The sequence below is a fragment of the Gaetbulibacter jejuensis genome (assembly GCF_039524015.1).
Taxonomy (GTDB): domain Bacteria; phylum Bacteroidota; class Bacteroidia; order Flavobacteriales; family Flavobacteriaceae; genus Gaetbulibacter_B; species Gaetbulibacter_B jejuensis.
This window is the reverse complement of the sequence record NZ_BAAAGF010000001.1, coordinates 974,406-994,342: the sequence shown is the minus strand read 5'-3', so window position 1 is coordinate 994,342 and position 19,937 is coordinate 974,406. Positions and strand designations below refer to the sequence as shown.

Here is a 19,937-nt window from a genome sequence, read left to right as displayed (position 1 = left end):
CGTATACGCACACACTTAAACATTATTCATGTTAGTTTACTCCAAAGTAAAGCCTTGCTCTAATTCAGCATTAGAATTACCACCAACAAACACCTTAAAATCACCTGATTCTACCACAAATTCTCCTTGGTTCGTATAAAAACCAAGTTCCTTTTTGGTAAGCACAAATTCAACCGTTTTAGATGTACCTGCTTCTAACTCAATTAACTCAAATCCTTTTAGTTCTTTAAGCGGTCGTATAACACTCCCAACCAAATCCCTTATATATAATTGCGCTACTTCCTTACCTTTTAAACTTCCCGTATTTTTAAGCGTAAAAGACACTTTTACTTCCTGATTTTCTTTGTAAGTATTGGTTACTTTTAAATTTGAATATTCAAAAGTGGTGTAACTTAAACCATGACCAAATGGATACAAAGGCGTTTTTTCAACATCAGTATAATGCGACCAAAATACGTTTCCATCTTTATCGGTTGGTCTTCCTGTTGGGTAATTATTGTAATAAATTGGTGCTTGACCTACATTTCTAGGAAAAGACATTGGCAATTTACCACTTGGATTATAGTCTCCATATAATACGTTAGCAATCGCATTTCCAGATTCAGTTCCTAAATGCCATGCTTCAACAATGACAGGAATATGCTCGCTTGCCCATTCAATAGCTAGTGGTCTTCCGTTGTTTAAAACTAACACCACATTAGGGTTTACTTTATAAACTTCCTCTAAAAGTTCTTGCTGAAGACCTGGTAAATCTAAATTGGTACGACTTCTACCTTCTCCGCTTTGAAAACCATGTTCACCTAACACCATAACCACAACATCAGCTGCCTTAGCTGTTGCAATAGCTTCATCAAAACCAGAGGTATCAGTAGTGTTAATCTTTACTTCTTGTAAAAAGGTTGAAGTGCCTTCAAAAACTTCAGGACCTCTAGAGAAGTTTAATGTGTTGCCTTTGTAAGACGACATACCTTCCAATACAGAAACCGCAGTATCATCATCTGAAGCGATTCTCCAGCTACCTAGAGGGCTTGACTTATCATCAGCCAAATCACCAATTAAGGCAATCGTTTGACCATTCTTTTTAAGTGGAAGCAAATTGTTATCGTTCTTTAAAAGCACGATAGATTTTTTTGCCATATCCAAAACAGCCTCTCTATAACTTTCATGGTAAGTCCATTCTTTTTCTCTATCGTCATCACAATACCTGTAAGGGTCTTCAAAAAGCCCTAATTCAAACTTCACCTTTAAAATACGTCTAACAGCATCATCTAAAATCGATTCTTTTACCACACCATCTTTAACCAATTGCGCTAATTCCTGAATATAAACATAACCTTCCATATCCATATCTGAACCAGCATTTGCAGCAATTTGAGCCGCTTGACGTTTATCTTTTGCGTGTCCCCAAGGAATCATTTCATTTATAGAAGCCCAATCTGAAACCACGAAACCATCAAAATTCCAATCTCTTTTAAGAATGTCTCTTTGCAAAAACGAACTTCCAGTAACAGGAACACCATTTAAGGTATTAAAGGAGTTCATGAATGTTTTTACACCAGCCTCTGAAGCTGCTTTAAAAGGAGGCAGTACTGTGTTGTAGAGTGTACCATTTCCTATATCAGCAACGTTATAGTCTCTACCAGCTTCAGCAAAACCATAAGCGGCAAAATGTTTAGCACAAGCGGCAATAGTATTATGAGCAGAAAGATCATCACCTTGAAATCCGTTTACTCGTGCTTTGGCTATTAAACTTCCCAAATAAGGATCCTCACCAGCACCTTCCATAACACGTCCCCAACGCGCATCTCTTGAGATATCAACCATTGGAGCAAAAGTCCAGTTAATTCCAGAAGCTGAAGCCTCAGTAGCTGCAACTCGTGCTGATTTTTCAATAGCTTGCAAATCCCAACTAGCCGATTCAGCCAACGGAATTGGACTTAAAGTTTTATAACCATGAATCACATCAAACCCAATTAGCAACGGAATACCTAGTCTAGATTCTTCAACTGCAATTCTTTGAACATTTCTTACCTCCTCAGCTCCTCTTACGGTTAACATCGCTCCAACCCATCCTTTTTTAAGATGATTGTATTTTAAGGCAGCATTTCCTTCTTCAGGTGCTGGTCCTGTAACGTCCCAAAACCCATTATAAAGATTCATTTGTCCTACTTTCTCTTCAATGGTCATTTGTGATAATAACGACTCTACTTTCTGATTTATATCAACCTTTGTTTCTTCCATTTGAGCATGTGTTTTTGTGTTCACAAGACAAAGCAAAATAACTGCTACTGCACAAACTCTTGTGATTTTTATTGTTTTCATGATTGTTATTTAATTAGTTGTGTGGTAAAGCTAGACATTGGCAATCCTACTTTATTGAATATATTGGCTTCTATAGTATTTCCCCAAGCATACCTCACATACATAGGTTCCTTTACTTGTTTTGAAAACACTTCTATTTGATTTCCTTTTATTTTGAATTTCGCCGAATGAAATACCTCATCAGCTCCTGCTACTTCAAACTGACTGGTCTTTGACGTTGCATATAATCCGTCAGCATGATGAAACGTTACTAAAAGCTTGTTGTTTTTTACTTCAGCAGATGCATACAACGGACTTTCAACAACAGCATCTATTGTATTATAATGCTTCTTAAGTGCCAATTGAGCAAACCTGAGTCCTACATCCTTTTTATTACGTGGATGAATATCTTTAAGATCTCCTATATCTGAAGTGACAACCATTGCAGTATTTGGCAATTCCAATGTGCGTCTTTGCGCATCTCTAACTTCTACTCCAGAAGATTTATGGTAAGAATAAGGCGCTATTTGAGCAAAATAAAAAGGTATTTCTTTATTAAATGCTTGTCTCCAAGATTTAATCAATTCAGAAAAAATTAAATGATAAGACTTTGAATTTGCTGTATTATTTTCACCTTGATACCAAATCACTCCTGAAACATTAAGCTTAGTTAGTGGATGAATCATAGCATTATATATACGACCAGGTTCATAAGGAGCCCATTCAACAGGATTAATTTTTTCAGAGGCTTTTTTCAATTCATCATTTGTTTTAAAAACTGATTCTGGCATCCAAGTTTCGGCATAGCTTCCTCCCCAACTAGAATTAATCAATCCTATTGGAATGTCGAGTTCTTGATGTAGTTTTTTTCCGAAGAAATAAGCAACTGCACTAAAGTACTGCATGGTTTCTGGTGAACACGTTTGCCACTGACCATCCAGATTATCTTGAGGTGTTTCGGAAGAATGTTTTGACACTGTAAACAATCTAATATTAGGGAAATTTGCACTAGCTATTGCTGTTTCAGCATCATCAATTCCTGCAGAGGCAGTCCACTCCATATTGGACTGACCAGAACACACCCAAACCTCACCAATTAAAACATTATTCAGTTTAATTTCATTATAACCTTTAATTGTTATTGTATATGGACCACCTGCTTTTGGTGTTTTTAAAACTGCTTCCCATTTTGCGTAATTAGTGCCTTTGGTTGTAATAGTATCATTACTCCAACTTGTAGTAATGGTTATGGGTTCATGAGGGTTACTCCATCCCCAAATTTTAACATTATCTTGCTGTTGCAACACCATATAATCACTAAAAAAAGATGGGATAGTGACATTAGCAAAGGAGCTCATTATAAAAGACAAACTACCTATACAACACAAAATATATTTATTGTAAATCTTCATTAAATTAAATGTTTAGTTGGCCAATATCTTTTTGAAGAACGGAATTAGTTTTTCGGCCATTACTTTATTATCTGCTATACTTGGATGGTAACTGCAACCATTAGCATACACATCATTGAATTGAAATATAGGAATTGTTCTATTAGAGTCCTTTTCAAAATGTGCTTTTACTTGGGTTAAGCAATCTATAAGCACGTCGTTTTTGTCTCCCTGAATCATTGGACTATTTAAAAGCACAACTTGAGTATTTGGGTAGTGCTTATATACTTTACCAACTAATTCTATATAACGTGCTACATAAGTTTTAGGATTGAAAGGTAAACGGTCTTTGATGCCATCGCCTTGAGACATATCATTGGTTCCTAAACAGATGCTCACTAACTTTGGCTTCACCTTAAAATCGTATAATACACCATCATTAGTATTTAGGAATAAATTTTCATAAACCTCAGGCATAATAGGCTCGTCTTTATGCTCGTCGTTCCAATTACGATAGATTCCCATACCAGAAACCGAACTCAAAATATAATCAGCGTTTAAAGCTCTTGCTACTATTGGTCCATATGCTAAATAGGCATTATGCTGGTCTATGTATTCTCCTTTGGCATCACAAGGAACATCAGTAGGATCCATTAAAGCACCACAGGTTATAGAATCGCCAATAAACTCAATAGTAAATACTTGATTGTTTTCAACTATAGAAATAGCTTCAGCTTCTACACCATGAAAAAGCACCATACCACTTGCCGCTTCTGTTGCCTTAAAAATTCCAACCTTATTTTGCGTTTCTGTTTTAGGTAAAGCTATTTTAATGGAATTGATGGTGTCTCCAGAAATTGTATATCGTTTTTGATACTCATCATTTATTGTAAGTACAAAGTAGTTTCTTGGTTTGTATTCTGACTGGATATTGATTGTTAACGAATCTCCTGTCACATTGAATTCAACCGATGAAGCAGAACTTATCAACCCAACTGAATGCTCTTTTGTTATAGTTCTTCCTGAATATTTAAAAACCTCATTATTAGACTGAAAAACATCTAATTGTTTACTTTCGGGATTCTTACAACACATAAAAGCAAGCGTTAATAAGAGGTATGTAGTTTTAATGCGCACGCTAAAGTTTATTACAGAATAAAACTAGCAAAAAGTGTTTGATTTTAATTATTAAAAAATTTCAAAAACTTATACTATTTCTAAAACAAGAAAACAAATGAAATAAGTTTTCAACTGTATAATTAGTCCAATCTAAAGGGCAGAGTAATGTATTTTAAACAAGGTAAACGTGATAATTGACATTATCACCAAATCTAATAAAGCTTGTTAGTAATTTAGATTTAAAAACATATCAAAACTTGAAGAAGACAATTCCTTTATTTCATTGTCTGTATTAAGTTGGCTTACGGGAAGTTGTATAATAGGCACTTTTTCATCCTCAGAACCTTTACGTTCTTTGGATTTATCTGAAATTAAAAAAACACCATCAATTGAGCCATCATTTAAACTATTTAAATAATAACCTTCCTTTACTTTAGAATTAAATGTTTGATATAATAAAACTTTATAACCGTAGTCTTCAGCTGTTTTTTGCAGATAACATAATGCTTGACTGTACCTTTTCTTTGTGACTTCTGGTAAAACTACAGCAACCGCATTAGCCTTTTTTGCTCTTAGTGCAACAGCATAGTTATTAGGAACATAATTGAATTGCTTTGCAATATTTTTTATTAGTTCTCTAGTTTTTAAACTAATATCCTCTTTATTATTAAGCGCTTTAGAAACTGTAGAGACAGAGTAACCAGATAAAGAAGAAATCTCTTTTATTGTTGTTGCTGACGACTTCAATTTTTCTTAAGTTTTTAAAGATTTAATTATTTTCAAAACATTTTTAGTATCTGATTCAATTTTGCCCAAATCATAATTACCTTTATTATCTTTTGTTATAAGTTTTGATCCCATACCAACACACAACACACCTGCTTTAAACCAGCCTTCAAGATTTTCTCTTGTTGGCAAAACACCTCCAGTAGGCATCACACTTGTCCATGGCTGAGGTCCTTTTATACCTTTAACAAAATCAGGTCCATATACTTGACCGGGAAATAACTTTACTATTTCGCATCCTAGCTCTTCTGCCTTAGCAATTTCAGTTAACGACCCACAACCAGGAGACCACAATATTTTTCTACGGTTACAAACTATAGCAATATCTTCTCTAAAAACAGGAGTTACAATAAAGTTAGCTCCCAATGCCATATATGTTGAAGCTGAGGCTGCATCTGTCACAGATCCAACACCTAATATCATATCAGGTAATTCAGCCATCACATATTTATTAAGTTCTGTAAAAACTTCAGGAGCAAAATCTCCTCTAGCTGTAAACTCTAACAGTCTAGCTCCTCCATTATAACAAGCTTTTAAAATTTGCTTACAGATATCAATATCACTATCATAAAACAATGGTACTAGACCTGTTTCACTCATTACATTAAATACTTCTATTCTCGAATATTTTGCCATTTTTATTATTTATCTTGATACTTTACCATCAGCATTACCTGTTAATAATTTTTCAATTTCGCCTAATGTTATTAAATTATAGTCACCAGAGATAGTATGTTTTAAGCAACACGCAGCTACAGCTATATTTAAAGCCCTTTGTTTTGTACTGTTTTCTTCTAAAAGACCATAAATTAATCCTCCCATAAAAGCATCTCCACTCCCTACTCTATCCACAACTGGTGTAACCTCTTTTATATCTGCATTGTAAATAGTTTTACCATCATAAAGCACTCCTCCAATTCGTTGGTGAGATGCACTTACTGAATATCTCAATGTCGTGGCAACTGTTTGCAAATTAGGACAAATCTTAAATAACTGATCATAAAGAACAGGTAGTGATTTTTCATCTTGATAATTAGGATTCACCTTGTCTTTCCCAAGCATAAAAAATGCTGTATCAATATCACCTAATATAATATTGCTGTATTTTAAAAGTTCAGGCATTACTTGTTTTGGTTCTTTACCGTATTGCCACAACTTTGATCTATAGTTTAAATCAGATGAAATTGTAACTCCTAATTTATGAGCAACTTTTAAAGCTTCTAAACATTCTTTGGCAGCAGTTTCGGAAATGGCAGGAGTAATACCACTCCAATGAAACCAAGTGGCATCTTTAAGTACCTCTTCCCAATCTATTTCTCCATTTTTTATAGTAGCCATAGCACTATTAGCTCTGTCATAAATAACATTACTACCACGTGTTCCTGCTCCTGTTTCAAGATAATAAATCCCTAAACGATCGCCTCCATAAAGAACATGATTTGAGCCTATATTAAACTTTCGCATTTCTTTTAATGCACAACCTCCAATCTCGTTGTTGGGAAGTCTAGTAACAAATTCAACTGGAAAACCATAGTTAGCCATAGAAACAGCTACGTTAAATTCTCCTCCGCCATAAGTAGCAGAAAACGTTTTTGCTTGAGAAAAACGCAAGTGCCTCTCAGTTGAAAGTCTTAACATTATTTCTCCAAATGTTACAATTTTACTCATCTTTGGTATTTAATCTCTCTTTATTATTCATTTAAAAAAGCCAAACAACAAGTTTTAAATTATTGTTTGGCTTAAAATTACAGCTCAATCAACTTAAATACCTAATCCTTGACCACCTGTTACCTGTATAGTTTCAGCTGTTAAAAAAGAAGCATTTTCACTTGCTAAGAATGAAACAACAGAAGCTACTTGTTCAGGCTGTCCTAATTTTCCTAGTAGGATATTATTTTTCCAAGAAGCAAAAACCTCAGGTTTTGTGGATTTTATTTGTTTGTGGAAATCGGTGTCAATTGTTCCTGGAGAAACTGCATTTACTCTAATACCATACTCTGCTAAATCTTTTGCTAATGCTCTAGTTATAGCATGTACTGCAGCTTTAGAAGTTCCATAAATTCCTGCTCCAGGTCCACCTGCATTCCATCCTGCTATAGACGTATAATTTATTATTGAAGGGTTTTCACTTTTCTTAAGATAAGGTATAGCTGCTCTTGAAACAAAAAAAGTAGAATCAAGATTTAACGCCATTACAAACCTGTAAAATTCAGTAGTCATTTCTTCAAATCTAGATCGACCACCTAAGCCACCTGCATTATTAACAACCACATCTATTTTACCATATTTATCTCCTATAGTCTTTATATTATTTGACACTTGCTCTTCATTTGTTACATCAAAACCATAATATTCTGCTGTAATGCCTAAATCTTGAAGCTCTTTAAGCCTTTGGGCTCCAGCCTCATCATCAATACCATTAAGAACAACCGTATAACCATCCTTACCTAATCGTTTTGCAACTTCAAAGCCAATACCTCCAGTTGCTCCTGTTACTACTGCTACATTTCCTTTAAATTCACTCATGTTTTTTATCTTAATTTTATTTATATGTGTTATAATTTATCGTTCTATTATTGTACTAGTTTTACTTTTTTAATTAGTAAGAAAATAGAAACTACAGCTAGTACAACTGACACTGTAATTGCTATAAATGCTGGAGTATAAGAACCACTTTGGGTAATTGTCCCAATAAACCAATTCATAATTATTGGAGATACAGCTGCAATAGTTCCTGCTAAACCTGCTAATGTTCCTACTGATGGGCCTTTAAATAAATCACTCGACAAAGTTTGTATGTTACCTATAGCAAATTGAAACCCAAAGAGAGCAATACCTGCGAGGTAAATAAATGTCATATAATTAGAATCGTTTACAAAGAGTATAATTGAAACAAACCCAATGATGATTAATAAACTTCCTAATACTATACTTGCCTTTCTTCCTACATCAACACTAGTTCGTTTTATTATTGCTTCAGTAAACATACCTCCTAGTATTCCTCCTGCTGCAGCCATTAGGTATGAAATCCACATAGTTTTACCAATTTCTTCTATACTTAAACCAAACTTTGAATTTAAATATATTGGCATCCATCCTGCAAAAAACCACCAAATAGGCTCAATAAAAAATCTACAAAGCAAAACTCCCCATGGTTGTTTATAACTCAATATTTTAACCACACTTAAGCTTTTTGCTTTTGTTTTTTTATCATCAGCATCATCAGTTCTATCATTAAGTATTAAAGCTTTTTCTTTATCGGTAATCCAAGGATGATCTTCTGGTTTGGATTTATTGAGTATAAACCAAGGAATCACCCATAACAATCCTAAACCTCCTAATATTAAGTAAGTTGATTTCCAACCGAATTGAGCATACAAAAAAACAATAACAATTGGAGCAACTACATTACCTATTGATGCTCCAGAATTAAAAATACCTTGCGCCAAAGCTCTTTGCTTAATAGGAAACCACTCGCCATTACTCTTTACAGCTCCAGGCCATAAACCTGCTTCTCCTAAACCTAGTAACCCTCTAACTATAGATAATGAAATAACACCTCTTGCTAATGCATGAAATGCTGCTGCTGCTGACCAAACCACTATGGAAACTATAAACCCAATTCTAGTTCCTATTTGGTCATACAGTCTTCCTGATAGAAATTTACTGGCAGCATAGGTGACCATAAAAATATTGAGCATTAAAGCATAGTCTGAATTATCCATGCCAAGGTCTTTACCCATTTGTGGCCAAAGTAATGCAAATGCGGTTCTATCAATGTAGTTTATTACTGTAGCTACAAAGATTAAACCAATGATCCACCATCTTAATCCTTTTACCTTCATAAGTTTTTAATATTCTTCAACGTTAGCCCCATACTCACATAAGTAAGAGCTTATTTTTTTTTATTAAAAAAAGTGGAGTAGGTGAATTAAGACGCCTTAATTAGGTAATGCTTAATTAACATACTTCCCTCCAATATTGTATTTAGAAATGAAAACATAAACCGTGCAATTTTGTTTTCATTTAGAACAATTTAACTACTATAGCAGTATTGATATAATACCTTAAAATGTTCTTTCATTTTTAATTTAGCTTCTTGAGGGTCTTGATTTTTTATTGCCTCATAAATTGCCTCATGTTCTTTGATTCCAATTTCAGGTTGGTTTTTATCGCAAACATGATACTTTTCAAAGTTTGTAATGATTTCTGGAGTAATCATTAACATAAATGTATTAATAGTACTATTTCCACAAGCTTTAGCTATTGCTAAGTGAAATAATAAATCTTCTTGTACTGCATCTTCTCCATTTAACACCTTTTCTGAATAAGCATCTAAGGTTGCCCTCATACTCACCAGGTCTTCTTCTGTTCTTCTTAGAGCTGCTAACCTAACCGTTTTAAGTTCTAATAAAATTCTTGTTTCGACTAAAGATTTAAAATCAGGGTCTTCTAATCTCAAAATATCTTCAATCATACCGTTTAAAGCAATGATACCTATATTTGCAACAAAAGTTCCACTTTGTGGTCTAGACTTTAAAAGTCCATAAAATTCTAACTTTTGTATTGCTTCTCTAATATTACTTCTAGAAACTTCAAATTTTTCAGACAACATTCTTTCGGAAGGTAACTTATCTCCAGGTTCAAGATTTTTATGATTAATTAAATCTCGTATTTTAGATATAATATCCTTTTGAGTATACTCTATTTCGGTTTTCGACAATGTTTCTAACTTCATAATAAAATTGGTTAACCAGATTTAAAGGTATTAAAATAATAAATAAACTCCAATTCTTAAATGAAGAGCTCTATCATTAAAAACTTTAAACGACAAAACTCTTCATATAAGACTAACTCAAACTAATTGTTTTTAATGTGTTACTTCTAAGCTGTAAAAATTTACTTTGGCAAAAGACCCTTCATCTCTTGATTGAAAATAGTTTCCTGCCTTAAAGTAGTTTTCAAAAATTCCCCATTTTTTCATGTGTATATTTTCATACACTTTATATTCACTATTGTTTAATACAACAACCATCTTTCCATCTGAAACATTTACTTCTAAAGTAAATTTTCTAAAACCTACTTCTTGCTTAAAATTGAAACCTTCGTCATCATCCCAAGCCTCTTCATAAAGCAAGGCATCTCCTAATGCATTAATGTTTTTAAGTACTTTTGTTTTTACTCTAATTTTACCATTTTGCCAATATATTTTTAATATTGGTGGTGCATTATTATCATCTTGACCAATTAAGTCTCTTTGCTCATTTGTTAACCTACCATGAATTTGCATGATTATAACTTTATGATACTTACCATCAGAGTCTCTAGAGACATCTTCCATTGAGATTTTACCCTTCATTTTTGCTCCTTGCTCAAATGTCCAATTTGTGTTATTATCTCCAGGTATCATTTGTTCTCTTAGCTCAGACCTAGTATACTTTGTATTTCTAGTTTTTGAGTTTGTAGGCATCGCGTGAAAAACTATTGCTCCTTTTGTTGAGTCAATGTACATGTAAGGTTTTGCTGCTTCTATATTTGCAAAATCTAATATTTCAGGAGGGCTTATCTCTAGAGGTTTTCCTTCATTGTTTGTTACAGGCAAAGTTACTTTCCAATGACTTAAGTCTATTTCTGGTAACTTAACTTTCTTTTTCTTTCTTTTCTTCTTCTTTTTTGTTGTCTCTACTTCTTTCGTAGCAACTTCTTCTTTGATTAACTTTTCTTGAGAAAAAGAAAAGTTAATCAAAAAGAAAGAAAATAAAAATAATGAATACCTAAACTTCACTTACCTTCTATTTTTAGTTTACATCTATTTCAAACGAATCAATTCTTGCTTCTACACCTTCGTTGTGAACTAAAATAGATACCATTGTATTGCTTCCTGTATTAAAATTAACACTAGCAGAAACATAAATATCAGGATCTGTTTGATCGGTTCCTTCAAATGAAGCTATTGCTGCAGCTTTTGCTGTTGCTAAATCTGTATAACCTCCACCAGGTAATATATACACAGTAATTGATCCTGGAGAATCATCTTTTAAAGTGTAGTAGTATGACAAACTGTAATCTGTATCACTAGACACTACAAGTTCTTGATAAGCAACTCTATCTCCAGCCGATGGATACTTAGAAGCTTGACTACCTTCATAAACTGGTGAACCAGTAATTTGAATTACACCTCCAAGATCACTATTTCTCCACGAGTCACGACCATCACCTGATCCGTCTGGCAAAGTGTTATCTTCAAAGCCTGCTTCTAAAATAACAGGGATAATAGCTTCTGGCTCTACCACTTCTATATCATAAGTTACAGTATCTGACACACCATTAGAATCGCTTGCTGTTAGTGAAACTGTATAAGTTCCCTCACCATCTGCAAAGGTATAGACAGGGTCTTGCTCATTAGATGTATCTCCAGTTCCAAAATCCCAGAAAAAGGTATTTGATTCTGTTGATAAATCTGTAAAATGTATTGTAGTAAAATCTCCAACATCAGGCATATAAGAAAAATCTGCCGTAGGGAATATTGTATCTTCTATTGAATTTGACTCAGGTAAATCAAACTCAAAGTAATCATCGCAACTAACTGAAAAGACAGTAATACCAATTACACAAGCTATTTTTATTAGCCCATTAGTTTTATTTAATATATTTTTCATGTCTAAAATATTTTTTAATTAGTACCCAGGGTTTTGGGTCATTAATCCTCCACTTAAATTAATTTCTCTATTAGGAATAGGTAATAGTAATGCTCTTGAGGTATAATCTGGATAACCCATTTCAGAAGCATGCGCGCTCAAAACAGCATCAGCTATACCAAATCTTACTAAGTCAAAAAAGCGGTGGTTTTCAAATGCTAATTCAACTCTTCGCTCCATAATAAGGTCGTCTCTAGTAATTGAGGTAACAGGAGTAGTTAAACCTGCTCTATCTCTAACCTGCTGAAAAGATGTAATAGCTGCTTGATTTCCGGTAACTTCAGCACCAGCTAAAATAGATTCAACATGCATTAATAATACATCAGCATATCTTAACACAATCCAGTCATTACCAGCTAATCTTGGTGGATTTGGTCCATAATTACCATCTTCATCTCTCATATATCCATCAGGTAGATACTTACCAACTTCGGTTAAATCTGAAGATGTTGGAGATTGAAAATAAGAAACACTTGTTCTATTTCCTCCATAAGCTTCAAAGTCAGCTATTAAATTATTGTTTACAATATTTAAACCATCTTGTCTTCCTGCGTCTGCTGTAAACTCAGATGAAAATCCTTGAGCATCTTCAGAGAAACCAGAAGAATATCCTACAGAAAAAATGATTTCATCGTTAAGTTCTTGATAAAATACATCATAAAAATCTGGAAGTAATGTAAACTGAGGCGTTCCAATGATAGCTTCACACATTTGCTGTGCTCCTATGTAATTAGGGTTAGGTAATGTTAAATATACTTTAGCTAAAAGTGCTTGAGCTGCAGCCTTACTTGCTCTGTTTTTAGAACCGCTATTGTTTAAGTCATCAACAGCAATTAGCAAATCATCAATTATTAAATCATAAATTTGAGATGTTTCAACTCGTGTATACAATGCTTCACTTTGAGTTGGATTTACAACAGATGTTACCATAGGCACATCACCAAACAATCTAACAAGATTAAAATAAGCGTAAGCTCTTAAAAATTTTGATTCAGCTGTGTAAGCTGCTCTATTACCTTCCTCAGCAACCTCAATAAAGTCTAAAATATTATTTGCTCTAAAAATAATCTCATACATACTAGCATAATAATCTTCAACTTCAACATTATTAGCATCTACTAAATACCTATGAAAATCTGCTTTAGAACCTTCAGTAGTTGCAGATCTTGTATTATCTGAACGCATTTCAGTAACTAAATATTCAAACTGAACACCTCTATTAACTAAACTTGAGTTTGATGTAGTTTCTTCTGGAATACCTTGAATAGCGTCATACACACCAAGGATACCTGCCAATACTTCCTCATCACTATTAAAGTATGATGTTACTACTACTCGTGAATCTGGAATTGGATTTAAGAAGTCATCTTCATTACAAGAAAACATAACTCCTATTAAAACGAAAGCTAAATATTTTATATGTTTCATAACTATGATTTTTTTATTAAAAGTTTACATTTAAACCAAACGACATTGTTCTAAACAAAGGCGTTCCCGCTCTTTGAGCTCCATAAGCAGTTGGTCTATCATCGTCAACATACTCTGGATTGAAACCTTTGTAATCGTCATCGGTTATGTATAGTAAGTTTTGACCTGTAGCGTATAGTCTTACCGATTCTATTCCTAATTTAGATGTAAGAGTTTTAGGTAAGTTATAGCCAATATTTACATTACGAAGTGAAAAGTAACCTGCGCTTTGTATTATATCATTTGTATGTACACGTTCTTGTAAAAACGATGCGTCAGGAATTATACCTGCATCAACCACAGCTTGAGGACTGTTTGTTGCTCCTTGCCAATGAGTAAAGAAATATTGGTCTCCTACGTTTCTCACTTCAGCTCCATGGCTACCTTGTATCATGAAAGAAAAGTCAAAATTGCCAATATTAAATTCATTTGTTAAACTCCAAATTAAATCTGGATATGGATCTCCTAAAATAGTTTTATCAGCACTAGTAATTAAACCATCTCCATTTAAATCTTTTACAATAACATCTTCAGAAAGACTATTAATTGGGAAGTATGGCGTATCCCAATACTCGTTTGACAACTCTCTATCTACAACGTAACCATAAAAAGATGATATTGGGTTACCTACAAGATTAATCCATTCTGAATTTCTACCATAAGTATCAACTAATATCTGACCATTTGAGTCTCCAAAATTTGTAAGTTCGTTTTTATTGGTTGAAGCTATTAAGGTTGAATTCCACTTAAAGTTTTCATTTGTAATGTTTTTGGATCTTAACTCAAATTCAAATCCACTATTAACAACTTCTCCTAGGTTTACGATACCATTATTAAATCCAGTAACATAAGATACAGGGTTATCTAACAATAACTTATCACTAGTTCTTTTATAGTAATCTAAAGATCCTTGAATTCTATTGTTTAGGAACCCAAAGTCAATACCTGGGTTAATCTCTACTGAAGCTTCCCATTGTAATAATGCATTAGCAATGTTTAGTGCACTTGGTGCATTTACAATAGTTCCATCAATAACAGCAGTTGTATTATCTAATAAAGCTAAGTAAGGGTACCAACTAGTAATATCATCTCCTAAACTAAAGTTTTCATTTCCTGTAAGACCGTAACTTGCTCTTAGTTTTAATTTACTAACAACATCGCTCTCTACCAAGAAACCTTCATTGTGCATATTCCAACCAACAGAAACTGCTGGGAAATTTCCCCATTTAGAGTCTACACCAAATACTGAACTTCCATCTCGTCTAAACGAAGCATTAAGTAAATATTTGTCTTTATATGCATAATTTACTCTCGCAAAATATCCTATTTTTCTACGTTCTATATTATACTCTTCAAATTCTGTAATTTGTGTAGCTCCCTGCAAATTCTTTAATAAATCATTAGAGTATCCAGTACCTAATACTTCGCTATTTTCTGTTCTTCGTTTTTGAATAGTTGCTCCTAACAACACATTTAAATCGTGATCTCCAAATTGCTTAGTATAGTTTAAAGTATTATCAGAAATAATTCTGGTTCTAAATCTATTATGCAACTCATATGATGCGTTTGCAGCTCCATTTTGGTGAAACTTAGTTCCGTTCCAACGTGTTCTTTTTCTTTGTTCTAGGGTAATACCTAGTGATGTTTTAGCTGTAAGACCATCAGTGATTTCATAGCTTAAATATGTTGAACCTAAAAGATTGGTTTTAAACTCATAGTGTTCTCTCTCTACATATTGAGCGTATGGGTTTGCATCTCCTGAAGTTCTTGGTCTGTTATCACTACCATCACCATCTAAATCTAGTTCAATTAGGTGGTCTTCCATAAAATAATCACCTACTGTTACATTAGGATATGCATTAAAATCAACAAATTGAAGCGATTCTTCTGTATGGTATATTGGTAACCATGGTGATTGCCTGATTGGATTATGAATAGATGTTGGTAAAGCTCTACGTTTAGAATATGATGGAGTAGCACTAAAACCAAACTTTAATTTGTCAGTTAGTTTACTATCTATTTTTGCCTTAGCACTATATAGATTATAATCATCAGTTAAAACAACTCCTTCATCTCCTAAATATCTTAATGATATACTAAACTTAGTATCCTGAGTTCCTCCTCTTGCTGAAAATGAATGACTTTGAATAAGTCCATCTTCAAAAAACACATCTTGCCAATCTCTATCAACACCTAAAGTGGCAACCAATAATTGCATGTATTGAGTTCTCTCTGAAAGTTCCCCTGTCTCAGCAAGCTCTTTTGCTGCCCAATCAGAAACACTTTTTCTATAATCATCGCTACCAAAAGCACTTTTAATACCAGCATAAGTTTGGTAACTAAATTTTGTTTTACCTGATTTTCCGCTTTTAGTGGTAATTAAAATTACTCCGTTTGAACCTTCACTACCATAAATTGCAGCTGATGCAGCATCTTTTAAAATTTCAAAAGACTCTATATCGTTCATATCCATATTTCCAAGGAAATCTGAACTTACAACTAATCCGTCTACAACTACAGCAGGTCCTGACTCAGCATTTATTGAACCAACACCTCTTACTCTAATTGTTGGAGCATCACCAGCTTCTGCAGATGTTGCTTGAATATTAACTCCTGAAACCTGACCAATTAAAGCATCATCAACCCTAGCTACAGCTATTTGATCTAAACTTTCGTTAACTACTTTAGAAATAGAACCTGTTACAGTAGATTTCTTTTGGGTTCCATATCCAACAACCACGACTTCATCTAGTTTGTTAGTGTCTTCAACCAGAGAAACATTAATTGTCTTTTGATTTTCAACAACAATAATTTGTGTAACATACCCAATGTATGAAAACTGGAGTACATCTCCTGTTTTAACATCAATTTGATAATTACCATCAAAATCTGTCGATGTGCCTTTTGTTGTTTTAAGTATAACAACATTAACACCTGGAATCGGCAAATTATCAACTGCAGAAACAACAGTACCTTTCACCGTAAAGCTTTCTTGCGCAAAAACCGCAACACTAACTAATAGCATCGCAATAATGGTTAGCTTAGTTTTTAAGTTCATAATTAATCATTTAAATTTTTAAAAAGTTAGTTTTTTAACTACTTAAAAACATTTTAAAGCTTTAATACAATCTAGTTTTTTTATTACTTTTGTATTAATCTTATGTGCTCTTAGTAGCTACATATTTACTTCCCTCCAAAGAAGTAATTTCTAAAAAGGATAGGCGTGCACCTGTCCTTTTTTTTATTTAAATACCTATCTGAAAAAAATTGGTTTACCAGATTGGTTTACCAAATATATATAAAATTTTGTTAAATACAACGTTTTCGTAAAATTTTATATGTTAAAAAAAGAATTTATCAAAAAATGAGGTCAAAAATTATAGTTTTCAAATACTATTCTCATAATTGACAATTATAGAGGTCTCTAGTTTACTCAATTTTACAACTAAGAAAACTTAAGACCTCTAAAAAAAAATCTAGCTTTACGATTCTTTATCACCAAAATATGATACTGCGCCTCCACTTAAGAAATCTTCTCTTACTGGGCTAAATGTATCTATAAGCTCACCTTCCTCTAAACAAACTGCACTGTGCATTAAATTTGGTTCTATATACACACCATCACCTGCTTCAACAATTTGTTTTACACCATCTATTTCAAATTCAAATTTACCTGAAACACAAAAAGTAGCTTGTGTATGAAAATGTTGATGTGGAGAACCCAAAGCTCCTTTTTCAAACTTTACTCTTACCATCATAATTTGGTTATCATAGCCTAAGAATTTCCTTGATACTCCGCCACCAAGCTCTTCCCATTCCATGTCTTTTGTAATAATGTATTTATCACTAAATCGTTTCATAATTTTTAAGTTTTATGTTTGTGTTTTATTTAAAATAATATGTTCCTGTCCAATTGTAAGACGTTCCATTAATCTCTAAAGCATGTTTTGCTTCTTTTGAAGCATTTGTGTTTGCTGTTATAAAAATCTTGGTTTTATCATTTACAGTGGTTATTGCAATAGCAGTATAATCTTCAGTATCCAACAACACTTTAAGTTCCTTTATTTCACTTCTTGAATTTGTTGCCAATTCTGTAACTGGACTATAATTACCATGAGCTTCAATTACTGACACAAAAAGAGTATTATCTGTGTTTTTTCGTCGTAATTGGATGGCTGGATCGCGTCTTAAATTAAAATCTGGATCGTTAGCACCAATTCTAGTAAACAGTATTTCGTCGTTCGGATTAGTAACAGTAGTTAAACTGTAAAACTTGTTTTGATGCATCCAAGAGAACTGACTATTGTTTGATATTTTTTTAGATTTTGCTTCTAAGTATAAATGTTGAAATCCGTTTTTGCTTTCTAATACATTCAATGTTTTTGATGTTTCGTATTCAAAATTTGTACTTAATACTTGACCGAAATAATAAAATGGCAAATCGTACTGATTTTTGGTATTTGAATTCACTTTCAGTATATCTAAAATGAAAGGTTTGCCTAATTCTTCATCAGAAATCAATGCCATTGTGCGTAGTAATTCTGAACCTGGATACGCGTTGTCTTCTTTAGCACTTACAACTTGTATAGTTTCATCTTCTGAAGAAAAATAATGTAGTACGGAATGATGCTGACTTCCAACATCATATTTACCATTAAAGTGCGAAGTTTCGTTTATCGTCAAGGTATTGTGTGCTATTGTTTGTTTTGCCCAAGTTTTGTTTTCCTTTAGATAATTTCCGCCACCTTTTTGCTCAATATTTACATAACGTGCTAATCCATAATCTTGCAAAACCTCATCGGTTTTATCATATAATGAAAAGGACAGTTTATCGTAATGACCGTGACTTAATCCTTGTGCTGCGTACTTAAACACTAAGGTTAAATCTTCGTTTTGAGTTCTTAAAATGGCGACACCACCTTCGTCTCCGTCAGACCCATCGCTTAAATTAATAGATGTTTTGTTGAATGGTGCTTCCTTATTTTCCTTTAAACCTAAAGCTACAGACAATCCTGTATCATCTAACATTACTTTATCTTGTGCTTTTGCAACACTTAGTAAACCAGCGTCTTGATTACCGAAATGATAGGTGATATCTACTGCAGAAACTAATGCATTGGTTTTGGTAGACATTCCCTTTTGCCCATCATTAAGCGGGAAGAAATCACCTTTAGCATCAGACAGTTGCAATAAGGCATTTACAGATTTTAATAATACTGAATCTTTGTATTTAAAAATTTCAAGTTCAGGTTTTGCATTTTGCAGAGCTTCGCCAAAAATCAAAAAAGGATACATTGCATAACGCTGATAATATGGCCCTTCGGTATAATACCCATCTGGGGAAAACGGTTCTTCAAGATTAGCTAAAAAACCAGCTTTTCCGTCTTTATTTATAAATCCGCCATCATTATCTTTTGCATTAGCATCTAGATTAGCATCCTTAATTCCGTAAAGGGCACGTTGCACCAATTCGTCATCATCCATTACCAAACCAATCATTCCAACAGCTGCATTTCCCCAAGTACTATGATTGTGTACGCGATTGTAAAACTGTGGGTTTTCGACAGAAATATAATCGGCAAATGGTCTGAATAAATTGGTTTCTAATTGTTGTCGCTCGTCTTCCGATAGGTAATTGTAGATACAATCATAAGCTTGACTAACGTAGACCAACCAATTTGAATCGTTTAAGCATTGCCAAAACAATTTACCTCTTGCATATGATCTTGTTTTTGGATGCACTGGCAAGGTTTTGTACATAGCTTCGTATTGCATCAACATATCTTTAACATACTTAGCATATTTTTCATCATCAAGAATTTGATATAACACACCTGCTTTTTGTAGTACTACAAAATTGCGTTTATGACGATCGTGCGAATAACCACCAGAATAGTCCTTTGGTATTGGCATATGGATGCCAGAAGCTATTTCAGCATCAATCTCTTCTTTTACTGCAGCCAATGTTTTGTCAAAAATTGGAATAGTACCAAGCTGCGCTCTTATGTCCTTAACACCTTGTGCTGTTAGGATTAGTTTTGGGTGCGCATTAGAATTATTAGTCTGTTCTGTTTTATCTAAAGTATTTTGCGAATCGTTATTACAAGAATAAAACCCAACAGCTATCACAAAAACAAATATTGTTAATGCAGATTTACTATTCATTTTTAATCGA

At 33.4% G+C, this 19,937-nt stretch carries 15 protein-coding genes; all 15 read right to left on the bottom strand.

Annotation, left to right across the window (positions count from 1 at the left end; translation table 11 throughout):
- Positions 1–36 precede the first annotated feature (36 nt).
- The 15 genes from bglX to ABD011_RS04295 all read right to left on the bottom strand — a co-directional run bounded on the left by bglX (position 37) and on the right by ABD011_RS04295 (position 19,927).
- Positions 37–2,322, bottom strand: coding sequence for a beta-glucosidase BglX (gene bglX, locus ABD011_RS04365; RefSeq protein WP_343796088.1), 2,286 nt, complete (start codon positions 2,320–2,322; stop codon positions 37–39).
- 5 nt (positions 2,323–2,327) lie between these two features.
- Entirely contained in the window at positions 2,328–3,713 is a 1,386-nt protein-coding gene (locus ABD011_RS04360) for a sialate O-acetylesterase (protein ID WP_343796086.1), read from the bottom strand.
- Between the two features lie 12 nt (positions 3,714–3,725).
- Complete coding sequence (locus ABD011_RS04355) at positions 3,726–4,787, bottom strand: SGNH/GDSL hydrolase family protein (RefSeq protein WP_343796084.1); 1,062 nt, start codon at positions 4,785–4,787, stop codon at positions 3,726–3,728.
- A gap of 249 nt (positions 4,788–5,036) precedes the next feature.
- Positions 5,037–5,558, bottom strand: coding sequence for a LacI family DNA-binding transcriptional regulator (locus tag ABD011_RS04350; protein WP_131505996.1), 522 nt, complete (start codon positions 5,556–5,558; stop codon positions 5,037–5,039).
- 6 nt (positions 5,559–5,564) lie between these two features.
- Positions 5,565–6,233: a bifunctional 4-hydroxy-2-oxoglutarate aldolase/2-dehydro-3-deoxy-phosphogluconate aldolase gene (locus tag ABD011_RS04345; protein WP_131505997.1), complete on the bottom strand. Its 669-nt coding sequence runs from the start codon at positions 6,231–6,233 to the stop codon at positions 5,565–5,567.
- Between the two features lie 9 nt (positions 6,234–6,242).
- A complete protein-coding gene (locus tag ABD011_RS04340) occupies positions 6,243–7,265 on the bottom strand; it encodes a sugar kinase (protein ID WP_131505998.1) in 1,023 nt (340 codons plus the stop codon).
- Between the two features lie 93 nt (positions 7,266–7,358).
- Positions 7,359–8,123 (bottom strand): SDR family NAD(P)-dependent oxidoreductase, encoded by a 765-nt coding sequence (locus ABD011_RS04335; protein ID WP_343796079.1) that lies wholly within the window; start codon positions 8,121–8,123, stop codon positions 7,359–7,361.
- Between the two features lie 47 nt (positions 8,124–8,170).
- Complete coding sequence (locus ABD011_RS04330) at positions 8,171–9,442, bottom strand: MFS transporter (protein ID WP_335973756.1); 1,272 nt, start codon at positions 9,440–9,442, stop codon at positions 8,171–8,173.
- 191 nt (positions 9,443–9,633) lie between these two features.
- Complete coding sequence (locus ABD011_RS04325; protein WP_131506001.1) at positions 9,634–10,335, bottom strand: FadR/GntR family transcriptional regulator; 702 nt, start codon at positions 10,333–10,335, stop codon at positions 9,634–9,636.
- Positions 10,336–10,467: 132 nt separating this feature from the next.
- Positions 10,468–11,382 carry a polysaccharide lyase family 7 protein gene (locus tag ABD011_RS04320; protein ID WP_425545548.1) on the bottom strand — a complete coding sequence of 305 codons (915 nt, stop codon included), beginning with the start codon at positions 11,380–11,382 and terminating at the stop codon, positions 10,468–10,470.
- 13 nt (positions 11,383–11,395) lie between these two features.
- Positions 11,396–12,256 carry a PKD domain-containing protein gene (locus ABD011_RS04315; protein ID WP_131506002.1) on the bottom strand — a complete coding sequence of 287 codons (861 nt, stop codon included), beginning with the start codon at positions 12,254–12,256 and terminating at the stop codon, positions 11,396–11,398.
- Between the two features lie 18 nt (positions 12,257–12,274).
- Positions 12,275–13,723, bottom strand: coding sequence for a RagB/SusD family nutrient uptake outer membrane protein (locus tag ABD011_RS04310; RefSeq protein ID WP_343796075.1), 1,449 nt, complete (start codon positions 13,721–13,723; stop codon positions 12,275–12,277).
- A gap of 16 nt (positions 13,724–13,739) precedes the next feature.
- Positions 13,740–16,820, bottom strand: coding sequence for a SusC/RagA family TonB-linked outer membrane protein (locus ABD011_RS04305; RefSeq protein WP_335973749.1), 3,081 nt, complete (start codon positions 16,818–16,820; stop codon positions 13,740–13,742).
- 424 nt (positions 16,821–17,244) lie between these two features.
- Positions 17,245–17,622 (bottom strand): cupin domain-containing protein, encoded by a 378-nt coding sequence (locus ABD011_RS04300; protein ID WP_343796072.1) that lies wholly within the window; start codon positions 17,620–17,622, stop codon positions 17,245–17,247.
- A gap of 25 nt (positions 17,623–17,647) precedes the next feature.
- Positions 17,648–19,927: an alginate lyase family protein gene (locus tag ABD011_RS04295; RefSeq protein WP_343796070.1), complete on the bottom strand. Its 2,280-nt coding sequence runs from the start codon at positions 19,925–19,927 to the stop codon at positions 17,648–17,650.
- Between the last annotated feature and the right edge of the window lie 10 nt (positions 19,928–19,937).